Genomic DNA, 15975 nt, shown 5'->3' on the forward strand with positions numbered 1-15975 from the left:
TGACCGGGCCTTCGCCTTCTTCAAAGGCGCCTGCACGCGCGGCATCTACGACAATATGAAGACCGCGGTGGAGACGATCTTCGTCTGCAAGGAGCGGGCCTATAACCGCCGCTTCCAGCAGATGTGCAGCCATTATCTGGTCGATCCCGTCGCCTGTACGCCGGCCTCCGGCTGGGAGAAGGGACAGGTCGAGAACCAGGTCGGGCTCGTGCGGGAGCGTTTCTTCGCCCCGCGCCTGCGGGTCAAGAACTACGACGAGTTGAACGCCTGGCTGATGGATCAGGTGCTCCGCTATGCCAAGGCTCACCGCCATCCGGAGCAACGTGACCGCACGATCTGGGAGATGTTCGAAGCCGAGCGCCCGAGCCTGGTGCCTTACGCGGGGCGGTTCGACGGCTTCCACTCACTGCCAGCCTCGGTGTCGAAGACCTGTCTCGTGCGCTTCGACAACAACAAGTACTCGGTCATCGCGAGTGCGGTCGGGCGCCCCGTCGAGATCCGCGCCTATGCCGATCGGATCGAGCTGCGCCAGGACGGGCGTATCGTCGGCGAGCATCCCCGCTGCTATGGCCGCGACCAGACCATCTACGATCCCTGGCACTATGTCCCGGTACTGGCTCGCAAGCCGGGCGCCCTGCGGAACGGAGCGCCCTTCAAGGACTGGGTCTTGCCCGGTGCGATCGACCGGGTCCGGCGCAAGCTCGCGGCCGTTCAAGACGGCGACAGGCAGATGGTCGAGATCCTCACCGCGGTGCTGAGCGACGGATTGTCCGCCGTCGAAGCCGCCTGCGCGGACGCTCTGCGGCAAGGCGTCCACTCCGCCGACGTGATCATCAACATCCTGGCCCGGCGCCGCGAGCCGGCGGCAGCGATCACGATCATGACGCCCGATGCCTTGCGCCTGCGCCATGAGCCCGCCGCCGATTGTGCCCGCTACGACAGCCTCAGGAGAGCCGTGTGATGGAACGCTCGGAGATTCTCGCCACCATGGGCGAGCTCAAACTCTACGGCATGAAGACCGCTTTCGACGAGATCATCGCCTCGGCGGTGAAGCGCCAGCACGAGCCGCAGCGCGTCGTCGGCGATCTGCTCGCCGCCGAGATCGCCGAGAAGCAGGCTCGTTCGATCAAGTATCAGATCACCATCGCCAAGCTGCCGCTCGCCAAGGATGTCGCCGACTTCGCCTTCGACGGAACCCCGATCAACGAGACCCTCGTTCATGATCTCGCCGGCGGCAACTTCCTGGCGCACCAGCGCAATGTTGTCCTCGTCGGCGGGACTGGGACCGGCAAGACCCATCTCGCCATCGCGATCGCCCGGGCATGCATCCGTGCCGGTGCTCGCGGCCGCTTCTTCAACGTCGTCGATCTCGTCAACAAGCTCGAGGCCGAAGCCCGCGCCGGCCGCCAGGGCCGCATGGCCGATTATCTCGCACGCATGGACTTCATCGTCCTCGACGAACTCGGCTATCTGCCCTTTGCCCAGTCCGGCGGGCAACTGCTCTTCCACCTGGTCAGCAGGCTCTACGAGCAGAGCTCCGTCATCGTCACCACGAACCTCGCCTTCGGCGAATGGCCGTCCGTCTTCGGCGACGCCAAGATGACCACCGCGCTCCTCGACCGGCTCACCCACCACTGCGACATCGTCGAGACCGGCAACGAGAGCTGGCGCTTCAAGAACAGGCTCTGAGTTCCCCGCACACCACCGATCCGGAGCCGGCGCGGCTGCGCAATCCAGACCAGCTCCGCCGCGCCGCCTCCTCGCCGCGAAGCATACTCAAGGGGTCAACATTGGACGCCGATTGGGGGGCAACTTTGCGGGCCGTTTGACACCATCATCGAGGGAGACCGCCTCATCGACAATCCCGACACTCTTCTGGGCCTGACAGATCTGGTCTTCGTCGACGCGAGCGGGACTAGGTTCAGTCGCCCAACCCTCCCCGAATACGCTGCGGAGTTTTATACGCTGGGCGGCGACCTGGCGGCGATGACTGAATTCATCCGTGGCTACCTCGCGCTGAACGGCGCGCCCCCCGTAAGGCCAATCTGAGGGGGCGATTGTGGAGGAAATCGAACTGTTAGCCGCACAGCCGCAGCGCGATTAGGGACTGGCGACGTTCTTCCTGGTCACCTTCGCGCTGTCCGCGCCGTGGTGGCTCATCGGCGCACACATCGAGGGCGAACTGTTGCCTGACCTCCCGGTCGGCGCTCTCATGACATTCTGCTCGGCACTCGCCGCCACTATCGTCTGCTATGTTCGCGAACCCGGTGACGGCGCTAACGCTCTTTGGAGGTCGCTGCCGAGATACCGTGCTTGCGGCAGACATCAGCCGTCTTCGCGCCGGCCTCCTGCTCCTTCAGCATCCCGATGATCTGTTCCTCGGTGAACCGTGATGGTCGCATCGTCCGTCTCCGTGAACGACGGACTCTACCAAAATCCGGAGGAGATTCAGGGGCTCAGGTCACGGGCATTGCGCTGCCAATCAACGGATTTTCTTAAAACGTTTTACGCTGTCGATCAGCTTATCGATATGCTGGCGTGTTTCCACCTCGGCGGCTGTCTCATCTCGCTGGCTGACAGCAGCGGCCATACGCTCGTGATCGGACGCAAAACGCCGAGCATCTCGGTCCACTTCCTCGGCGGTGATCTTGGCGTATCGGGTGTCAAGCGATATTTTGTCGAGCAGGTAGGAATCGGTCTGTTCGATAGCCATTAGTCCGATTTCAGTCAGAACTCGGTTGTGGGATGCAAGCACCAGGCGGCGGTGGAAAGAAACCGCCGGCGGCAACCATTCTTCACCTTTCGTCGCCGCGAGGCAATGCGCACACGCTAAACTGGCGAGTTCTGCAAGGTCTTGGGGGTCCGCATGTTCACATGCCAGTCGCGCGGCCTCGGGTTCTATGGCGCGCCGCACATGCAACATTTCGAGCAGGGTGTCGAGATCCGCGACATCCGCCGAGGCTGCGATGCGCGCTGATCGTTCACGTCTACGACGCTCCTCTCGAAGTTCTTCCAGTCTGGCCAATCCAGCATCGGTCGCAATGCGTCCTCGCTTTCCGAGAGTTTGAGCAAAACCTCGTATGACAAGACTGTGCAAGATCCTGCCTGCTGTCGCTTCTGCAACAACGATGCCGTTTTCGACTAGAGCTTCTACCAGCCGATGATTGCCGATCGGCTCCGAGCTGCCGCTGAGAAGTGTGAGGGCCACGAAATCAGTTCGTGTCTGAGCATCGCCCTCCGAGTTGATTACAGAACTCATGGCCTCCCGCTGTTCTTAAATCGGTCCATCATGCCTCGGATTGTGACTCCCTTGCCATCATCCGCAGTGTTCGGCGTCGCAGCAACTCGGCTGAAAGGAAGGCCAACACCGAGACGACGATTGTCAAGACAGACACCGACGCGATGGTTGGCTCCAGTCCAAACCGGATGCTATCCCACATCTTGCGCGGGAGGGTTACCGCACCCGTGCCAGAGACAAACAAGGCGACAATCAACTCGTCAAACGATGTCACGAATGCAAGCAACGCTCCCGCAACGATGCCCGGCTTTACGATGGGCAGGGTGATGTAGCGGAAAGTCTGCCAGCGTGTCGCCCCCAGATTTTGAGCGGCCTGCTCCAGCCGCTGGTTGAACCCATAAAGGGTTGCGGAAACATTGAGTACGACGAACGGCGCCGCCAAGGCGCTATGCGCGGCGATGATCGCTAGGGGAGAGCCTATCAGCCCAATCTGGACATAGAAGAAATAAACTCCGATCGCCACAACGATGCCTGGAACGATGAGCGGCGACAGGATGCACGCATTCAGCAGCCGCTTTGCCGGCAGACGACCGCGAACCAAACCGATTGCCGCAGCAGTCCCGAGAATGCTTGCGATGATCGTGACGCAGGCGGCGGTCCAGATGCTCAGGATGGTGGCGTGAACCCATCCCGGCTGATCAAGATAGTCGGCATACCAGCGCAGACTGAAGCCGGGCGGCGGGAACGACAGATAGTTTGCCGAGGAAAAGGACACCACCACGATCACCAGGATGGGTGCGACCAGGAAAAGCATGACGAGGCCGGCAGCCAGTTCAAGCAGGACCGAGCCCAGGTTCCTGGTCAGCCAGCCTATGCGAGACGCTCCGCTCATTTCCTTTGCCAAGGTTCTCGTCATCGGGCGAACATCCGCTCTATCCCGATCATCTTGTCAAAGATGAAGAAAACCGCCAGCGAGAAGAACAAAAGCATCGACGCCAGGACGGCAGCGAAATTCCACTCATACATGTCGAGTTGCTGAGCGATCAGCATTGCCAGCGTCACGTCTCGTTGGCCACCCATAAGCGCGGGGGTGATATAAAAGCCCAGCGCGAGGATGAAGACGACAAGGCAACCGGCGGCCACACCGGGCTTCGACAGCGGTGCGACGACATGGAAGAAAATCTGCCGAGCAGAGGCTCCCAGTCCCTCCGCCGCTCGCAGCAGGCTGGGATCGATCGAGCGCAGAACGGAGTAGAGCGGCAGGATCATGAAGGGTAACAGCACATAGACCATCGCGACGTAGACAGCGAACGGGGTATAAAGGAGATTGAGCGGCTCCTTGATCAATCCAGCGCGAGAGAGCCAATCGTTGAAGATTCCGCTGCGCCCGAGGAGGACCATCCATGCGTAGGAACGCACGAGGATGCTCGTCCAGAACGGCAAGAGAACAAGGGCGAACATGATCGCCGCCCGCGTCGAGGATGCACGGCTCATCGCATAGGCGAGTGGATACGCCAGCGCCAGGCAGATCAAGGTGGTGGCCAACGCCAGCAATACGGTATTTGAGAAGACGCGCCAGTAGACCGGGGTCTCCAACAGACGCTCGAAATATTCGAGCGTGAACCCACCGTCGCCGATGAAGCTTCGAACAAGCATGGATGCAACCGGGTAGATATAAAATATGAGGAGATAGATGATCAGCGGCGCGACGAGTAAAGCATAGCGGAGCTGCTCGGCGAACAGGATGCGCCGATATAAGCGGCGTCGCTCCTGCGCTCCGGGTGGCGAGATGCCGGCCGTGACCTGCGTTGCCGGGACCATTATCTACGACTCCCGCAAGATACGTGTGTCGGCCGGATGCCAGCCTACCTCCACGATATCGCCGATATTTATGTTTCGCCCGCCGAAATAGGTCGGATGCTTGACCACAAGCTGTTCCCCGCCTTCCAAGCCGACGACGACCCGCAGATGGTCGCCGACATAGATCGACTCCAGAACCTGCCCGGACAATCGATTTGTCCTCATGTCGGAATGCCCGTCGGTCAGGTGGATTTTCTCGGGCCTGACTACCAGCAACGCCGGATCGCCGGCACCCAGGCCTGCGGCAACCTGGCCGGTCACGACGCGTCCGTTCAGGGTCATGCTGCCTTCATCGCCTTGCGACTGATCGACTCGTCCGTGCAGCATATTGGACTCCCCGAGAAAGCTCGCCACGAACTTGTCGACCGGGCGATCGTAAAGTTCCGACGGAGTTCCCATCTGGGCTATCCGCGCATCGTTCATCAGGATGATGCGGTCCGACATGATGAGCGCCTCCTCCTGATCGTGAGTGACGTAGATGACGGTGACGCCGAGATCTCGCTGGATGCGCTTTACCTCGAGCTGAAGCCTTTGGCGCAGTTGCTTGTCCAGCGCGCCGAGCGGCTCGTCCATCAGCAGCAGCGGCGCGTCGAAAACGATGGCGCGAGCGAAGGCCACGCGCTGCTGCTGGCCGCCCGAGAGCTGCCGGGGAAACCTGTTGTCATAGCCCGTCAGGCCCACCGTCTCCAGCGCGACACGAACACGATGACGGGTTTCCTGATCTTCTCGCCCGCGCATGCGAAGCGGAAACGCAACGTTCTGGTAGACGGTCATGTGCGGGAAAAGCGCGTAGTTTTGGAATATCATGCCGATGTCGCGGCTGCGCGGCTGAACCGCCGCCACGCTTCGGTCGTTGATGAGTATGTCGCCGTCCGAAGGCACTTCGAAGCCGGCAATCATCATCAGCGTGGTGGTCTTGCCGGATCCACTCGGCCCGAGCAGGGTCACGAACTCGCCGCCGCCGATCTCGAAGCTGACGTCGTCGACGGCCTTGACGGCTCCGAAGGTCTTCCGAAGATTCTCACAACGAACTGAAGCGCCACTGATTGTTTTCATGTGCATCCCTTCATGCCTCGCGCGAATACGGCAGCGACAAGGGCGTGATCTCCAGCGAAGCGCGGCCTCGAGGATCGAGCCTTGGCACCATCTCCTCCATCTCACGCTGGTCCCGAGCCAATATCGAGAGGGCCCGCTGGTGATCGAGCGTCATCACCTCGCCATCCTTAACGACTTGCCGCCCATCGACGTAGACGTGGCGAATGGCCCGGTCTGCCGAATGAAATATCAGCGACCGCAGGGGATCGCGCGCCGGCTGCATCCAGCGATCACCCAGATCGGCGAGAACGATGTCGGCCTTCGCGCCCACGGCCAGCCGCCCGATGTCTTCGCGTAGCAGAGCCTTCGCTCCTCCCTTGGTCGCGGCCGTGAAGATCTCCCCGCTGCTGACGGCATCGATGTCGCGGGCACTGATGCGGCCGAGCACAAGCGCCCACCGCATTTCCTCGATGAAGTTGTGAGGTACCGTGTCGGTGCCAATGCCGACATTGACGCCGCGTCGGATGTAACCCCCGACGTGCTCCAGCATATGACCGTAGCGCGCGAACGGGGTCGGACAGTGAGCGACGCTCGTGCCGGTATCCGCGATCAAGTCGAGATCGTCGCGCGTCCACCACTGGATCCACGAATGCTGGTCGATGAAGATGGCGTGGCCCAGGATCGTGCCGGGGGCGAGAATGCCAACCTTGGCTGCCCATTGGACCGGCGTGAGCCCTGTGCGGCGCTGCATCTCGCGGAACTCCATGACGCTTTGCGAGACGTGGGTCGTGATCGGGAGCTTGCGATCCTGTGCAGCCGCAAAGGCCTCGCGCAGCAGCGGCTCGGTACAGGTATCGATCTGCGCCGGGTAGACGATGCCCGTCAGCCGCCCTTCCGCACGTCCTTCGAGGCTGGCGATCAGGTCCAAGGCGTGCTTCAGGCCCGTGAAACCGCCTTCCTCGTCCCAGGTGAAGTCGAGATGATGCGGGTCGGAGACGTTCCAGCGGCTGGAGGCGAACCCTGGACCCACCACGACCCTCAAGCCGCTGCGTTCGGCCAGGTCAAGCCATCCCTCGTAGGGCATAGAGAGATCTACGATCGTCGTGACGCCGCTGAGCAACAGCTCGCAATAGCTGACCTCGGCCGATGCGAGTTGCGAGCTCGGTGTTACGCCATAGGCCATACAACGCTCGTAGAGCCCTGTCATGTACATGTCGCGCACGCCATGCTCTTCGCGGATGCCGCGATAAGAGGGTTCGAGACTGGGATGACTATGGATGTCGACCATACCAGGCAGCACAAGATAACCGCTGCCGTCGACCTCCACGTCGACGTGCCCGGCATACCCTCTTCCCAGGAATATAATTTCATTGCCCCGGAAAACGACATCGGCGCGCGGCAGATAGGAATGACCGCCCACGGACTCGTCCCAGGCGATGACCATATCGGCGCCCCGGATACAGGTCGTAGACACTTCCGGCCGTTTGAGCGCGGAGCCCATCAGTCTTCCCATGACGCATAGCAAGGCGGATAGACCTCATCGATGGTCCTGCCGTCGCGATCGTATTCGGGGAAGCTCGCCAACACGTCCCGGGCCGACTTCCAGGCGTCGGCCAGGAGTTCCTCCGCCGACCACGCGAGCGTGCGCCCTTCGTCGACCACCAGCCGTCCGGCGACGAACACCTTCTCCACCTGTTCACCGTTGGCGCAATAGATCAGCGCGCGGATCGGATCCGAGTAGGGTGCCATCCGCATGTTGTTCATGTCGACAAGGACGATGTCGGCCTTGGCCCCCGGCGCCAGGCGTCCGAGATCGTCGCGCCGCAAAGCCTTGGCCCCTCCGAGCGTGGCCGCGTCGAAGACTTCCCTCGCATGGGCCGACTCGAAATTCTTGTCGGTCGTCTTACCGATAATGGACACCATTCTCATCTCCTCCAATATGTCGAGAGGATAGGTGTCGGTGCCGATGCCGATATTGATGCCGTAATCGCGATAGCGTTGGAACGACTCGAGCGCCATGCCGCGCCGCGCAAAGGTTACCGGCGCATGTGCGACGCTCGCGCCGCTCTCGGCGATCGCCTCCAGGTCGCCCTTGTAGGGCCAGGATATCTGGCTGTGACCGCCGACATAGACCGTATGGCCGAGCACGACCTCCGGCCCGAGCAGTCCCCAATCGTGGACGAGTTGGATCGGGGTCACGCCGAAACGGTTGACCACGTTGTGAAACTCCCAGATCGACTCGGCGATGTGAAGCGTGATCCCGATGCCCCGATCGCCGGCAGCGCTTTTGATGCGCTCGAACAGATTTCGCGATGTGCGCAGGAAGGACGAAGGGATGATCATCGTCCGGAACAGGTCGTCGTTGGCGCCATGAAATTCGTCGATGAACCGCAGCGCCTCCTCGAACCCACGGTCGGCGTGGGCGTCGTCGGGCTTGAGATAGAAGCCGCCGCGCTCGTCGTAGTGATAATAGCCTGAATAGAAGGTCGGCCCGTAGTAAAGCCGTATGCCGCACTCGCCGGCAAAGCGGACCATGTCGCGCTCGTCGCCGCCATCGGCGCCGCCGAGCTCGATCGCGGTGGTGGTCCCGTTCTGCAGGATGGATGCGAGGCCGTAGCGGAGACCCGCACGGGAATTGGCCTTCCGGCCGAAGCTGACCGCATCCGGGCCCATCCGGCCCTCGAAGTTGAGAAAGCCGGAGCGCCATAGGTCACGCCGTCCAGCGTCCACGATGGCGCGCGAGCCGACATCGACCCCGGCATGGGAATGCAGGTTGATCAGGCCCGGGATGACGAGCTTGCCGGTTGCATCGATGACTGTCTCGGCCTCTCCGGAGAAGGTGCGTCCCACCGAAACGATCTCGTCTCCGGCGAAGGCGACATATCCCTTGTCGATGATGCGATGCTGCTTGCCGTCGAATGCAACGACGGTGCCGCCCTCGATCAACACTGGTTTTTCCCTGGTCATGGCCCGATGTTCCTTCATATCAAGCGTATTGGTGGCAACCTGCGCTGCGCGCGGGCCTGACGATCGTCATAGCTGTCGTGAAATGCCTGCGGGCGAGACGCCCGCAGGCAAAGGCCGGACTACTGGAGAATCCACTCGTTCCAGCGGCGCTCCGTTTGCGGCTTGTTTTTCTTCCACCACAGGTAGTCGAATGGCACCAACTGCTCGATGTTGCCGGGTGAGGTGGGCAATTCGGCGAGTATGTTGGCCGGGATGTACTGGGCGGCGGCGCGGTTCACGAAGCCGTTCGGAATCAGGAAGGACTGCCGTGCCTGCGAGATCGGCAACGTCGCGAAGGCAATGAACTTGCGCGCATTTTCGGCGTTGGCGGCACCCTTCGGGATCGCCCAGGAATTGTTGACCAGGTTGCCTCCATGCCAGCTGATCTTGACGGGCACGCCGTCACGCTGCAATTGCACGACACGACCGCTTCCGGCGATCGCCAGCGGCACCTCCTTGTCGACCAGCATCTGGATCGGCATCGCCTCGGCTTCCCAAAACTTGCTGACTGAGCCCCGGATCCTATCGAGGCTCTTGAAGGCGCGCGGAATATCGATCGGGTAGACCTGGTCGAGCGGCACGCCATCGGCGATCACTGCCGCCACCAGCGGCGGTATCGCGAAGCCGCCGGTGCCGGTCGGCATGGTGCGCGGGCCGGGGAATTTGGTCGTGTCCCAGAATTCGATGAAGTTTTTCGGGCCTTCCGGGAACACGTCGCTTCGATAGGCGATCACATGCGCAAACGCATGCGTGTCGACGCCGTACTCCTGATAGTTTTGCGTCGGTATGTTGGCGGTGTCGAGCAGATCCAGATCCACCTTCTCGAAATAGTCGCCCTGATCCCTTAGACGGGAAATAGTCGCCATGCTGGTCAGGAATACGTCCCACTCCACATTACCGGTCTCGACCATCGCCTTGACCTTGTTCGGATCAGAGCCCTCGCTGTCGATGACCTTGATGCCGGTAAGCTTTTCGAACGGCTTGAAATAGGCCTCGCGGATCGCCGTCTGCCCGGTCCCTCCGAAGCCGACCACGCGCACCACCCCGGAACCCTTGAGTGCTTCCGGTACCTCGGTCATTTCCGGCATTTGTGCGGTCTCGGCCGCCTCTGCCCGGCCTCTCAGCACCGCTGGCATGGCCAGGGTCATTCCGGCGGATCCCATCAGTGCCAATGCGCCTCTACGGCTGATCGACGTCTTTCCCATCATCGACTTATCCCATTCTGGTTGGAGTGAAGTCCCTTCGTCCATCCTGCGTTATGGTTTCTTGTCAATTGAACTAGGATCTCCCTGGACCCAACGCGGCCATCAGCCGGCGTTGGGCCCGCGGCCCGCGACGCTTGACATACCGGCCATACCCTGCCTCGCCGATATATCTGCCGTTTTGCACGATCTGTTTTCCGCGAAGGAACACATGGCGTGGAGCCCCGCGGAATTCGCAGCCTTCATAGAGCGTATAGTCGACCGCGTGGTGAAGTCGCTCCTGCGTGATCACCCCGCTGGCCTGCGGATCCCAGACGACGATGTCGGCGTCTGCGCCGACTGCCAGGCAGCCTTTCTGCGGATAGAGCCCGAAGATCTTGGCCGGTCCCGTCGCCGTTATGTCCACGAAACGATTGAGATCGAACCGGCCGGCGGAAACGCCGCCATGCACCATCGTCATTCGCTCCTCGATGCCGGGAGCCCCGTTCGGAATCAGGGTGAAATTGTCACGTCCGAGTTGTTTTTCGCCGCCATAGTTCCACGGTGCGTGGTCGGAAGATACGGTGACAAGTTCGCCCCTGTTCAGAGCCGCCCAAAGCGCCTCCTGATCCTCAACGCTGCGGGCCGGCGGCGTGAAAACATACTTCGCGCCCTCGAAGCCCGGGCGATCAAGGTCTGCGGCGGTCAAATAGAGATACTGCGTGCATGTCTCCGCCAGGACATCGGCGTTGCGCAGGCGCGCCCGCCGAAGCTCGTCTAGTGCCTCCCGACAGGTGAGATGCACGACATAGAGCGGCGCCCCGACAAGTTCGGCAAGAGCGATCGCGCGCGCAGTGGCCTCAGCTTCGACGCGCGGCGGGCGCGATTGCGCGTGATATTTCGGGGCTCTCTTCCCCTCCGACAGCAAGCGCTTCTGCAGGTAGTCGGCAGCGTCACCGTTCTCGGCGTGCACCATGACGAGCGCATCGCATTCGCGTGCCGCGTCGAGCGCCGTCAGCAAGGCCCTGTCGTCGACCATTGAAAGCCCGCGATAGGCCATGAAAAGCTTGAAGCTGGTGACCCCCAGCTCCGGCAGCCGACGGAGATCGTGTTCTATTCCTTCGTACATATCGATGACTATGATGTGGAAGCCATAGTCGATCGCCGACTTGCCGCGTGCCTTCTCATGCCAGGTATCGATTGCCTCGCCGAGGGAGCGTCCTCTCTCCTGGCGCGAGAAATCAATGATGGTCGTAGTTCCCCCGCATGCGGCAGCCACCGTTCCGGTAGCGTAGTCATCCGCCGTCCTTGCATTAAAGTCCGGCGTGTCAAGATGCGTGTGGACGTCGATGCCGCCCGGTATCAGGTAGCAGCCCGCGGCATCGATCTCCTGGGCTCCCGCAGGGCTCGCGACCGCGCCAATCTCTACGATCTTGCCATCGGCGACAAGCAGGCTGGCAGGATAGGTTTCCGCCGCCGTGACCACGGCGCCGCCTCTGAATACAACGTTCACAACTGGCTCCCCAATCTGGCCGATGGGCCGGTCGTGCCGTCAGCGCGGATGCCCTTTGAAGGTGATCTGCGGCTCTGGCCAAGGTGACACTTGCTTATGTTCATCTTTGATGATGATATAGGTTCGCTATTCGTGTCAAGCACGATCTGACGATATCCGGAAAGGAAAGAGGTAACCGGCAAAATGGAACGAAGCGGTATCAGAGCTGGCCACGTCATTGCTTTTCAGGATGGCGAACACCGGCACCTAAAAGATGGCATCGTCGTCTGGGAAGGCAGCGAGATCATCCACGTGGGCAAGAGCTTCGACGGCGAGCTTCACGCCGTACACGACGCACCGGGAATGGTCCTTACCCCAGGGCTGATCAACACCCACGCGCATTTATCCGAGTCACCGCTCGACAAGAGTTTCGTCGAGGACAGGGGGCCGCGCCAATTCTTCCTTTCGGGGCTAATCGAGTTCCTCCCGGCGCGCGACGGAGCGATTAGCGAGGCGGGCCGGCTTGCGAGCATAGAATTCTCGGGCCTTGAACTGATCCGAACCGGCACAACCACCGTCATGGAGATCGGCGCCCTGGGAGACTCGGTGATCGATATGGCGGAACGCATCGGATTGCGGGCCTATGTCGCACAGAGTTATCGATCCGGCCGCTGGTACACGGACGACGGCCGATCCGTAAAATATCAATGGTACGAGGACGACGGTCAGGCCGCGTTCGAGCAGGCCGTAGCGTTCTGCCATGCCAATCACGGACGTGCGGACGACCGTATCCGTACCTTTCTCAGTCCCGCGCAGGTCGACACCGTGTCGGCCGCGCTGCTCAGGCGTTCGCGCGCGGCCGCCGCAGACATGCGGGTTCCGCTTGCGTTGCATACGTCACAGTCGGTGCCGGAGTTTACCGAAATCGTCAGGCGTCACGGTAAATCCCCGATCGAATGGCTGCAGGAACTCGGCTTTCTGGGGAACGACGTGATACTCGGCCATGCGATCATAGTCGGTGGAACGAGCTGGGCCAACTTCCACGCCGACGACATCGGGATATTGGCTGACACGGGGACCAACGTCGCCCACGCTGTATGGGTGTTCGCGCGGCGCGGCATCGCCATGGAGAGTTTTTCCAAGTATCTCGCGCGCGGCGTGAACATGACGATCGCCACCGACACATGCCCGCAGAGCATGATCGAGGCGATGCGCTGGTCCGCGGTGGTCAGCAAGATCATGGATCGTCGCACCGAGGTCGCAACCGCGAAGGACGTGTTTAATGCAGCCACGCTCGGCGGCGCGACAGCGCTGGGACGCGATGACCTTGGGCGCATTGCGAAAGGTGCCAAGGCCGATCTGCTGCTTTGGGACAAGGCCGGCATCTCCATGGCGCCGGTACGCGATCCGATACGCAACATTGTCTACTCCGCACAGTCGGAGGACCTGCACAGCAGTATCATCGATGGACGTTGGGTCATGCGGGACCGGCAGGTCCCCGGTTTCGACCGCGGCTCACTCGCCGGCCACCTGCAGGCTGCCGCCGACGAAATGTGGAAGGGAATGAACAAGGGCGACTGGGCCGCGCGGAGCATCGACGAGCTCTCACCCGAGAGCTTCCCCGAATTCAGGCCGTGAAACTCGAAGGCCGCTCGGTGCCTGTCATCCCAATAACCGAGCGGCAGCCATGGACGATCGCCACAACCGTGGGGTGTCCGGGATACCAGGTCCGGCAACGCATGCCGCTCAATAGGCGAGCCTGTGTAGGCCGGCGGCGAGCACCTTTATGCCGCTCACCATGTCGGAGACCGAGGAGAACTCCTCGGGAGTATGGCTTCGCCCGTCCTTGGAGCGAACGAAAATCATCGCCATCTTGGCGATCGAAGCCATCTGTTGCGCATCGTGCGCCGCGCCGCTCGCCATAGTCAGGACGGGGACGTCTTGCTCCGCAGCCGTCATTCGGAACATGTCGACCAGATCAGGATCGGAAAGCGCAGGCTCATGATCGATCATCACTCTCCATTCGAGATCCAGGCCGCGTCTGGATGCCACCTCCTGCATGAGGCTCTCATGGATCTTGTAGAGTTTGCCTCGCTCGGACGGATCCGGATGCCGGGCATCAACGGTGAATTCGACCTTGCTCGGAATTATGCCGGGGAAGTTCGGACTGATCAAAGCCCGGCCGATCGTCGTGACCGCGGGCCGTCCCATACGGTGGGCCGTATCGACGACACCGGAGGCGATTTCGGCAAACCCCGCCATCGCGTCCTTGCGGATATCCATCGGAAACGCGCCGGCGTGGTTGGCGGTACCGCGGATCGTCACGTGATAGTGGCGAATGCCGGTGATCGCGTCGACGATCGCCACCGGAAAGTCGGCTTGCTCAAGGATCGGACCCTGCTCGATGTGCAATTCGATGAACGTGTCGATGTCGTCGCGCCGGGCGTCCGCGACGCGAGACGGATCAAGGCCGATTTCGTACATCGCCTCCCGGATCGTCTCGCCCGAGAAGGCGCGGACCGTTTCCAAATCCTCCCTTTTTATACGTCCGGTAATCGCGCGCGAGCCCCAGAAGTTGGCGTTGGGGAAACGGCTCGACTCCTCCTCGCAGAAAGCCACGGCCTCGAGCGTTCTGCGAGGCTGCCCGAACTGTTCCTTCAGCGCCTTGATGGCGATGAATGCGGAGATGGCGCCCAGCGCACCGTCGTAGCGACCGCCGTTGATCTGAGAATCGATGTGGGAGCCCGAGACGATCGACTTGCCGCCATGCGAGCCTTCCAACCTGCCCCAGACATTTCCGACGGCATCATGATGGACGGCCAGTCCCGCTTCGGAACACCAAGAGCTGAAACACCGGCTCGCTCCGATCCATTCGGGAGAATAAACCGTACGCGAGACTCCGGTCTCCCCGGCGGCACCGAAGGCTGCGAGTTCCATCACACAGCGCTCCACGAAATCGGCATCGATTCTTATTTCGGGCACCGCCTTCTCCCTGTTGCGTCAAGAACTTTACGAAGTAAGCCTAGGTCGCGCCCGTCTCGTGGAAAATCGAAATGTTCTGCGGATTCGTGTTCAGGAAAACTGGTGAATCATTCCGGCCCTTGCGCGGCGGCCAGTGCCTGTGAGCCAAGGGCGGGGAACCAGTTGGTCCGCCATGAACCATAGGCAGGTCGAGACGTTTTACTGGGCAGCCCGGCTGGGCAGTTTTGCGAAAGCGGCCGATCGCCTGAACGCCACGCAATCGGCCGTATCGATGCGGGTCCAGGAGCTCGAGTCCGACCTCGGTGTGATCCTGTTCGACCGGACGCAGCGCAGCGCCAGGGTGACTGCGCAGGGTGCTGCACTGGTCCCGTTGGCAGAGCAGATACTCGATGCCGCCGAGCGGTTCGCGAAAGCGGCCGCCGGCCACGCCGGGGCAAGTGGCTACGTCCGGCTGGGCGTAACCGAAGTCGTCGCCTTGACCTGGTTGCCGAGCTTCGTCGCCGGTCTCAGGAAGTCTCACCCCGCAATCCAGCTGGAGATCGAAGTGTCCCTGTCTCACATTCTCGAGGACAGGTTGCTGCGAGGAACGCTTGACATGATCTTTGCTGCTTCGGAAATGAACCCCTCCGAGTTCTCGTCGCGCAAGCTCGGCAGCATACAGTTCGTATGGGTCGCGAGCCCCGCTGTGGAAGGATTGCCGGACGTCCTCACGCCGGCCGCGATGGCGCTCGCCCCGATCATTTCGACGTCCCGAGAGTGGCAGTTCCGTGGATCCACGCTGTCGTGGCTGATCACCAACGACGTACGATTCCGCAGGATCACGATCTGCAACACGTTTCGCACCGCGGCGTCTCTGGCGATGTCGGGCATCGGCATCGCCTACGTACCGGAAAACCTTTACGCCAGCGAACTCGGCAGCGGGCTTCTGAAGACGATCGGCTGCTCGCCACCCATTCGTCCGCTGACGATGTTTGCCATCGCTCCGTTGTCCGGCTCCGTATCGGCGAGATCGGCCGTCGAGACCGCTGCCGCCTTGGCGGCGGCCCAGCATCCCTGCTGGATAGCGCCAGGCTTGCCTCAAGGCGATCCTGTGTGCGGCGGTGAGAAAACCATCCAGTGAAGCGCTGGCATTTGTGCTGGTGCGGGCGGAGTAAAACCCGTCCACTGGATAGGCTGATCCC

Annotated in this window: 12 protein-coding genes and 2 pseudogenes; 4 read left to right on the forward strand and 10 right to left on the reverse strand. The window is 61.6% G+C overall.

The features are described 5' to 3' along the window. Both Q0Q36_RS23560 and istB read left to right on the forward strand, forming a co-directional pair. Nucleotides 1-961 (forward strand): annotated as a pseudogene (locus Q0Q36_RS23560) (IS21 family transposase); the annotation flags it as partial. After that, nucleotides 961-1689 carry an IS21-like element helper ATPase IstB gene (gene istB / locus Q0Q36_RS23565; RefSeq protein WP_293802032.1) on the forward strand — a complete coding sequence of 243 codons (729 nt, stop codon included), beginning with the start codon at nt 961-963 and terminating at the stop codon, nt 1687-1689. The pseudogene Q0Q36_RS23560 and the gene istB, both read left to right, overlap by 1 nt. 602 nt (nt 1690-2291) lie before the next feature. Here the strand turns inward: istB and Q0Q36_RS23570 are convergent. The 9 genes and pseudogenes from Q0Q36_RS23570 to hydA all read right to left on the reverse strand — a co-directional run. After that, nucleotides 2292-2402: pseudogene (locus Q0Q36_RS23570) on the reverse strand (transposase); the annotation flags it as partial. Nucleotides 2403-2482: 80 nt separating this feature from the next. Further along, nucleotides 2483-3259, reverse strand: coding sequence for an FCD domain-containing protein (locus Q0Q36_RS23575; protein ID WP_293802010.1), 777 nt, complete (start codon nt 3257-3259; stop codon nt 2483-2485). 28 nt (nt 3260-3287) lie between these two features. After that, entirely contained in the window at nt 3288-4154 is an 867-nt protein-coding gene (locus Q0Q36_RS23580; protein ID WP_293802012.1) for an ABC transporter permease, read from the reverse strand. Continuing rightward, entirely contained in the window at nt 4151-5059 is a 909-nt protein-coding gene (locus tag Q0Q36_RS23585; RefSeq protein ID WP_293802014.1) for an ABC transporter permease, read from the reverse strand. Before Q0Q36_RS23585 ends, Q0Q36_RS23580 begins: the two co-directional genes overlap by 4 nt. Nucleotides 5060-5062: 3 nt before the next feature. Next, nucleotides 5063-6154: an ABC transporter ATP-binding protein gene (locus tag Q0Q36_RS23590; RefSeq protein ID WP_293802016.1), complete on the reverse strand. Its 1092-nt coding sequence runs from the start codon at nt 6152-6154 to the stop codon at nt 5063-5065. Nucleotides 6155-6164: 10 nt separating this feature from the next. Continuing rightward, nucleotides 6165-7634, reverse strand: coding sequence for an amidohydrolase family protein (locus Q0Q36_RS23595; RefSeq protein ID WP_293802018.1), 1470 nt, complete (start codon nt 7632-7634; stop codon nt 6165-6167). Beyond that, nucleotides 7634-9082 carry an amidohydrolase family protein gene (locus Q0Q36_RS23600; RefSeq protein ID WP_293802020.1) on the reverse strand — a complete coding sequence of 483 codons (1449 nt, stop codon included), beginning with the start codon at nt 9080-9082 and terminating at the stop codon, nt 7634-7636. Before Q0Q36_RS23600 ends, Q0Q36_RS23595 begins: the two co-directional genes overlap by 1 nt. A gap of 137 nt (nt 9083-9219) precedes the next feature. Continuing rightward, nucleotides 9220-10347 (reverse strand): ABC transporter substrate-binding protein, encoded by a 1128-nt coding sequence (locus Q0Q36_RS23605; RefSeq protein WP_293802022.1) that lies wholly within the window; start codon nt 10345-10347, stop codon nt 9220-9222. Nucleotides 10348-10417: 70 nt separating this feature from the next. After that, nucleotides 10418-11833, reverse strand: coding sequence for a dihydropyrimidinase (gene hydA, locus Q0Q36_RS23610; RefSeq protein WP_293802024.1), 1416 nt, complete (start codon nt 11831-11833; stop codon nt 10418-10420). A gap of 183 nt (nt 11834-12016) precedes the next feature. Here hydA and Q0Q36_RS23615 point away from each other — a divergent pair, with 183 nt between their 5' ends. After that, entirely contained in the window at nt 12017-13450 is a 1434-nt protein-coding gene (locus tag Q0Q36_RS23615) for a chlorohydrolase family protein (RefSeq protein ID WP_293802026.1), read from the forward strand. 108 nt (nt 13451-13558) lie between these two features. On the opposite strand, the gene Q0Q36_RS23620 is transcribed toward Q0Q36_RS23615, so the two are convergent. After that, nucleotides 13559-14794, reverse strand: a complete 1236-nt coding sequence (locus Q0Q36_RS23620; protein ID WP_293802028.1) for an allantoate amidohydrolase — start codon at nt 14792-14794, stop codon at nt 13559-13561. A gap of 172 nt (nt 14795-14966) precedes the next feature. Here Q0Q36_RS23620 and Q0Q36_RS23625 point away from each other — a divergent pair, with 172 nt between their 5' ends. Next, the gene (locus tag Q0Q36_RS23625; RefSeq protein WP_293802030.1) at nt 14967-15914 is read left to right on the forward strand and encodes a LysR family transcriptional regulator; all 948 of its coding nucleotides are present in this window, start codon (nt 14967-14969) and stop codon (nt 15912-15914) included. The last annotated feature ends 61 nt before the right edge of the window (nt 15915-15975 follow it).

This window comes from uncultured Allobosea sp. (genome assembly GCF_945957345.1).
Lineage (GTDB): Bacteria > Pseudomonadota > Alphaproteobacteria > Rhizobiales > Beijerinckiaceae > Allobosea.

Coding starts and splice junctions, on each gene's coding strand:
- istB (WP_293802032.1), top strand. CDS start 961: ATGGAACGCTCGGAGATTCTCGCCACCATGGGCGAGCTCAAACTCTAC.
- Q0Q36_RS23575 (WP_293802010.1), bottom strand. CDS start 3,259: ATGAGTTCTGTAATCAACTCGGAGGGCGATGCTCAGACACGAACTGAT.
- Q0Q36_RS23580 (WP_293802012.1), bottom strand. CDS start 4,154: ATGACGAGAACCTTGGCAAAGGAAATGAGCGGAGCGTCTCGCATAGGC.
- Q0Q36_RS23585 (WP_293802014.1), bottom strand. CDS start 5,059: ATGGTCCCGGCAACGCAGGTCACGGCCGGCATCTCGCCACCCGGAGCG.
- Q0Q36_RS23590 (WP_293802016.1), bottom strand. CDS start 6,154: ATGAAAACAATCAGTGGCGCTTCAGTTCGTTGTGAGAATCTTCGGAAG.
- Q0Q36_RS23595 (WP_293802018.1), bottom strand. CDS start 7,634: ATGGGCTCCGCGCTCAAACGGCCGGAAGTGTCTACGACCTGTATCCGG.
- Q0Q36_RS23605 (WP_293802022.1), bottom strand. CDS start 10,347: ATGATGGGAAAGACGTCGATCAGCCGTAGAGGCGCATTGGCACTGATG.
- Q0Q36_RS23615 (WP_293802026.1), top strand. CDS start 12,017: ATGGAACGAAGCGGTATCAGAGCTGGCCACGTCATTGCTTTTCAGGAT.
- Q0Q36_RS23625 (WP_293802030.1), top strand. CDS start 14,967: ATGAACCATAGGCAGGTCGAGACGTTTTACTGGGCAGCCCGGCTGGGC.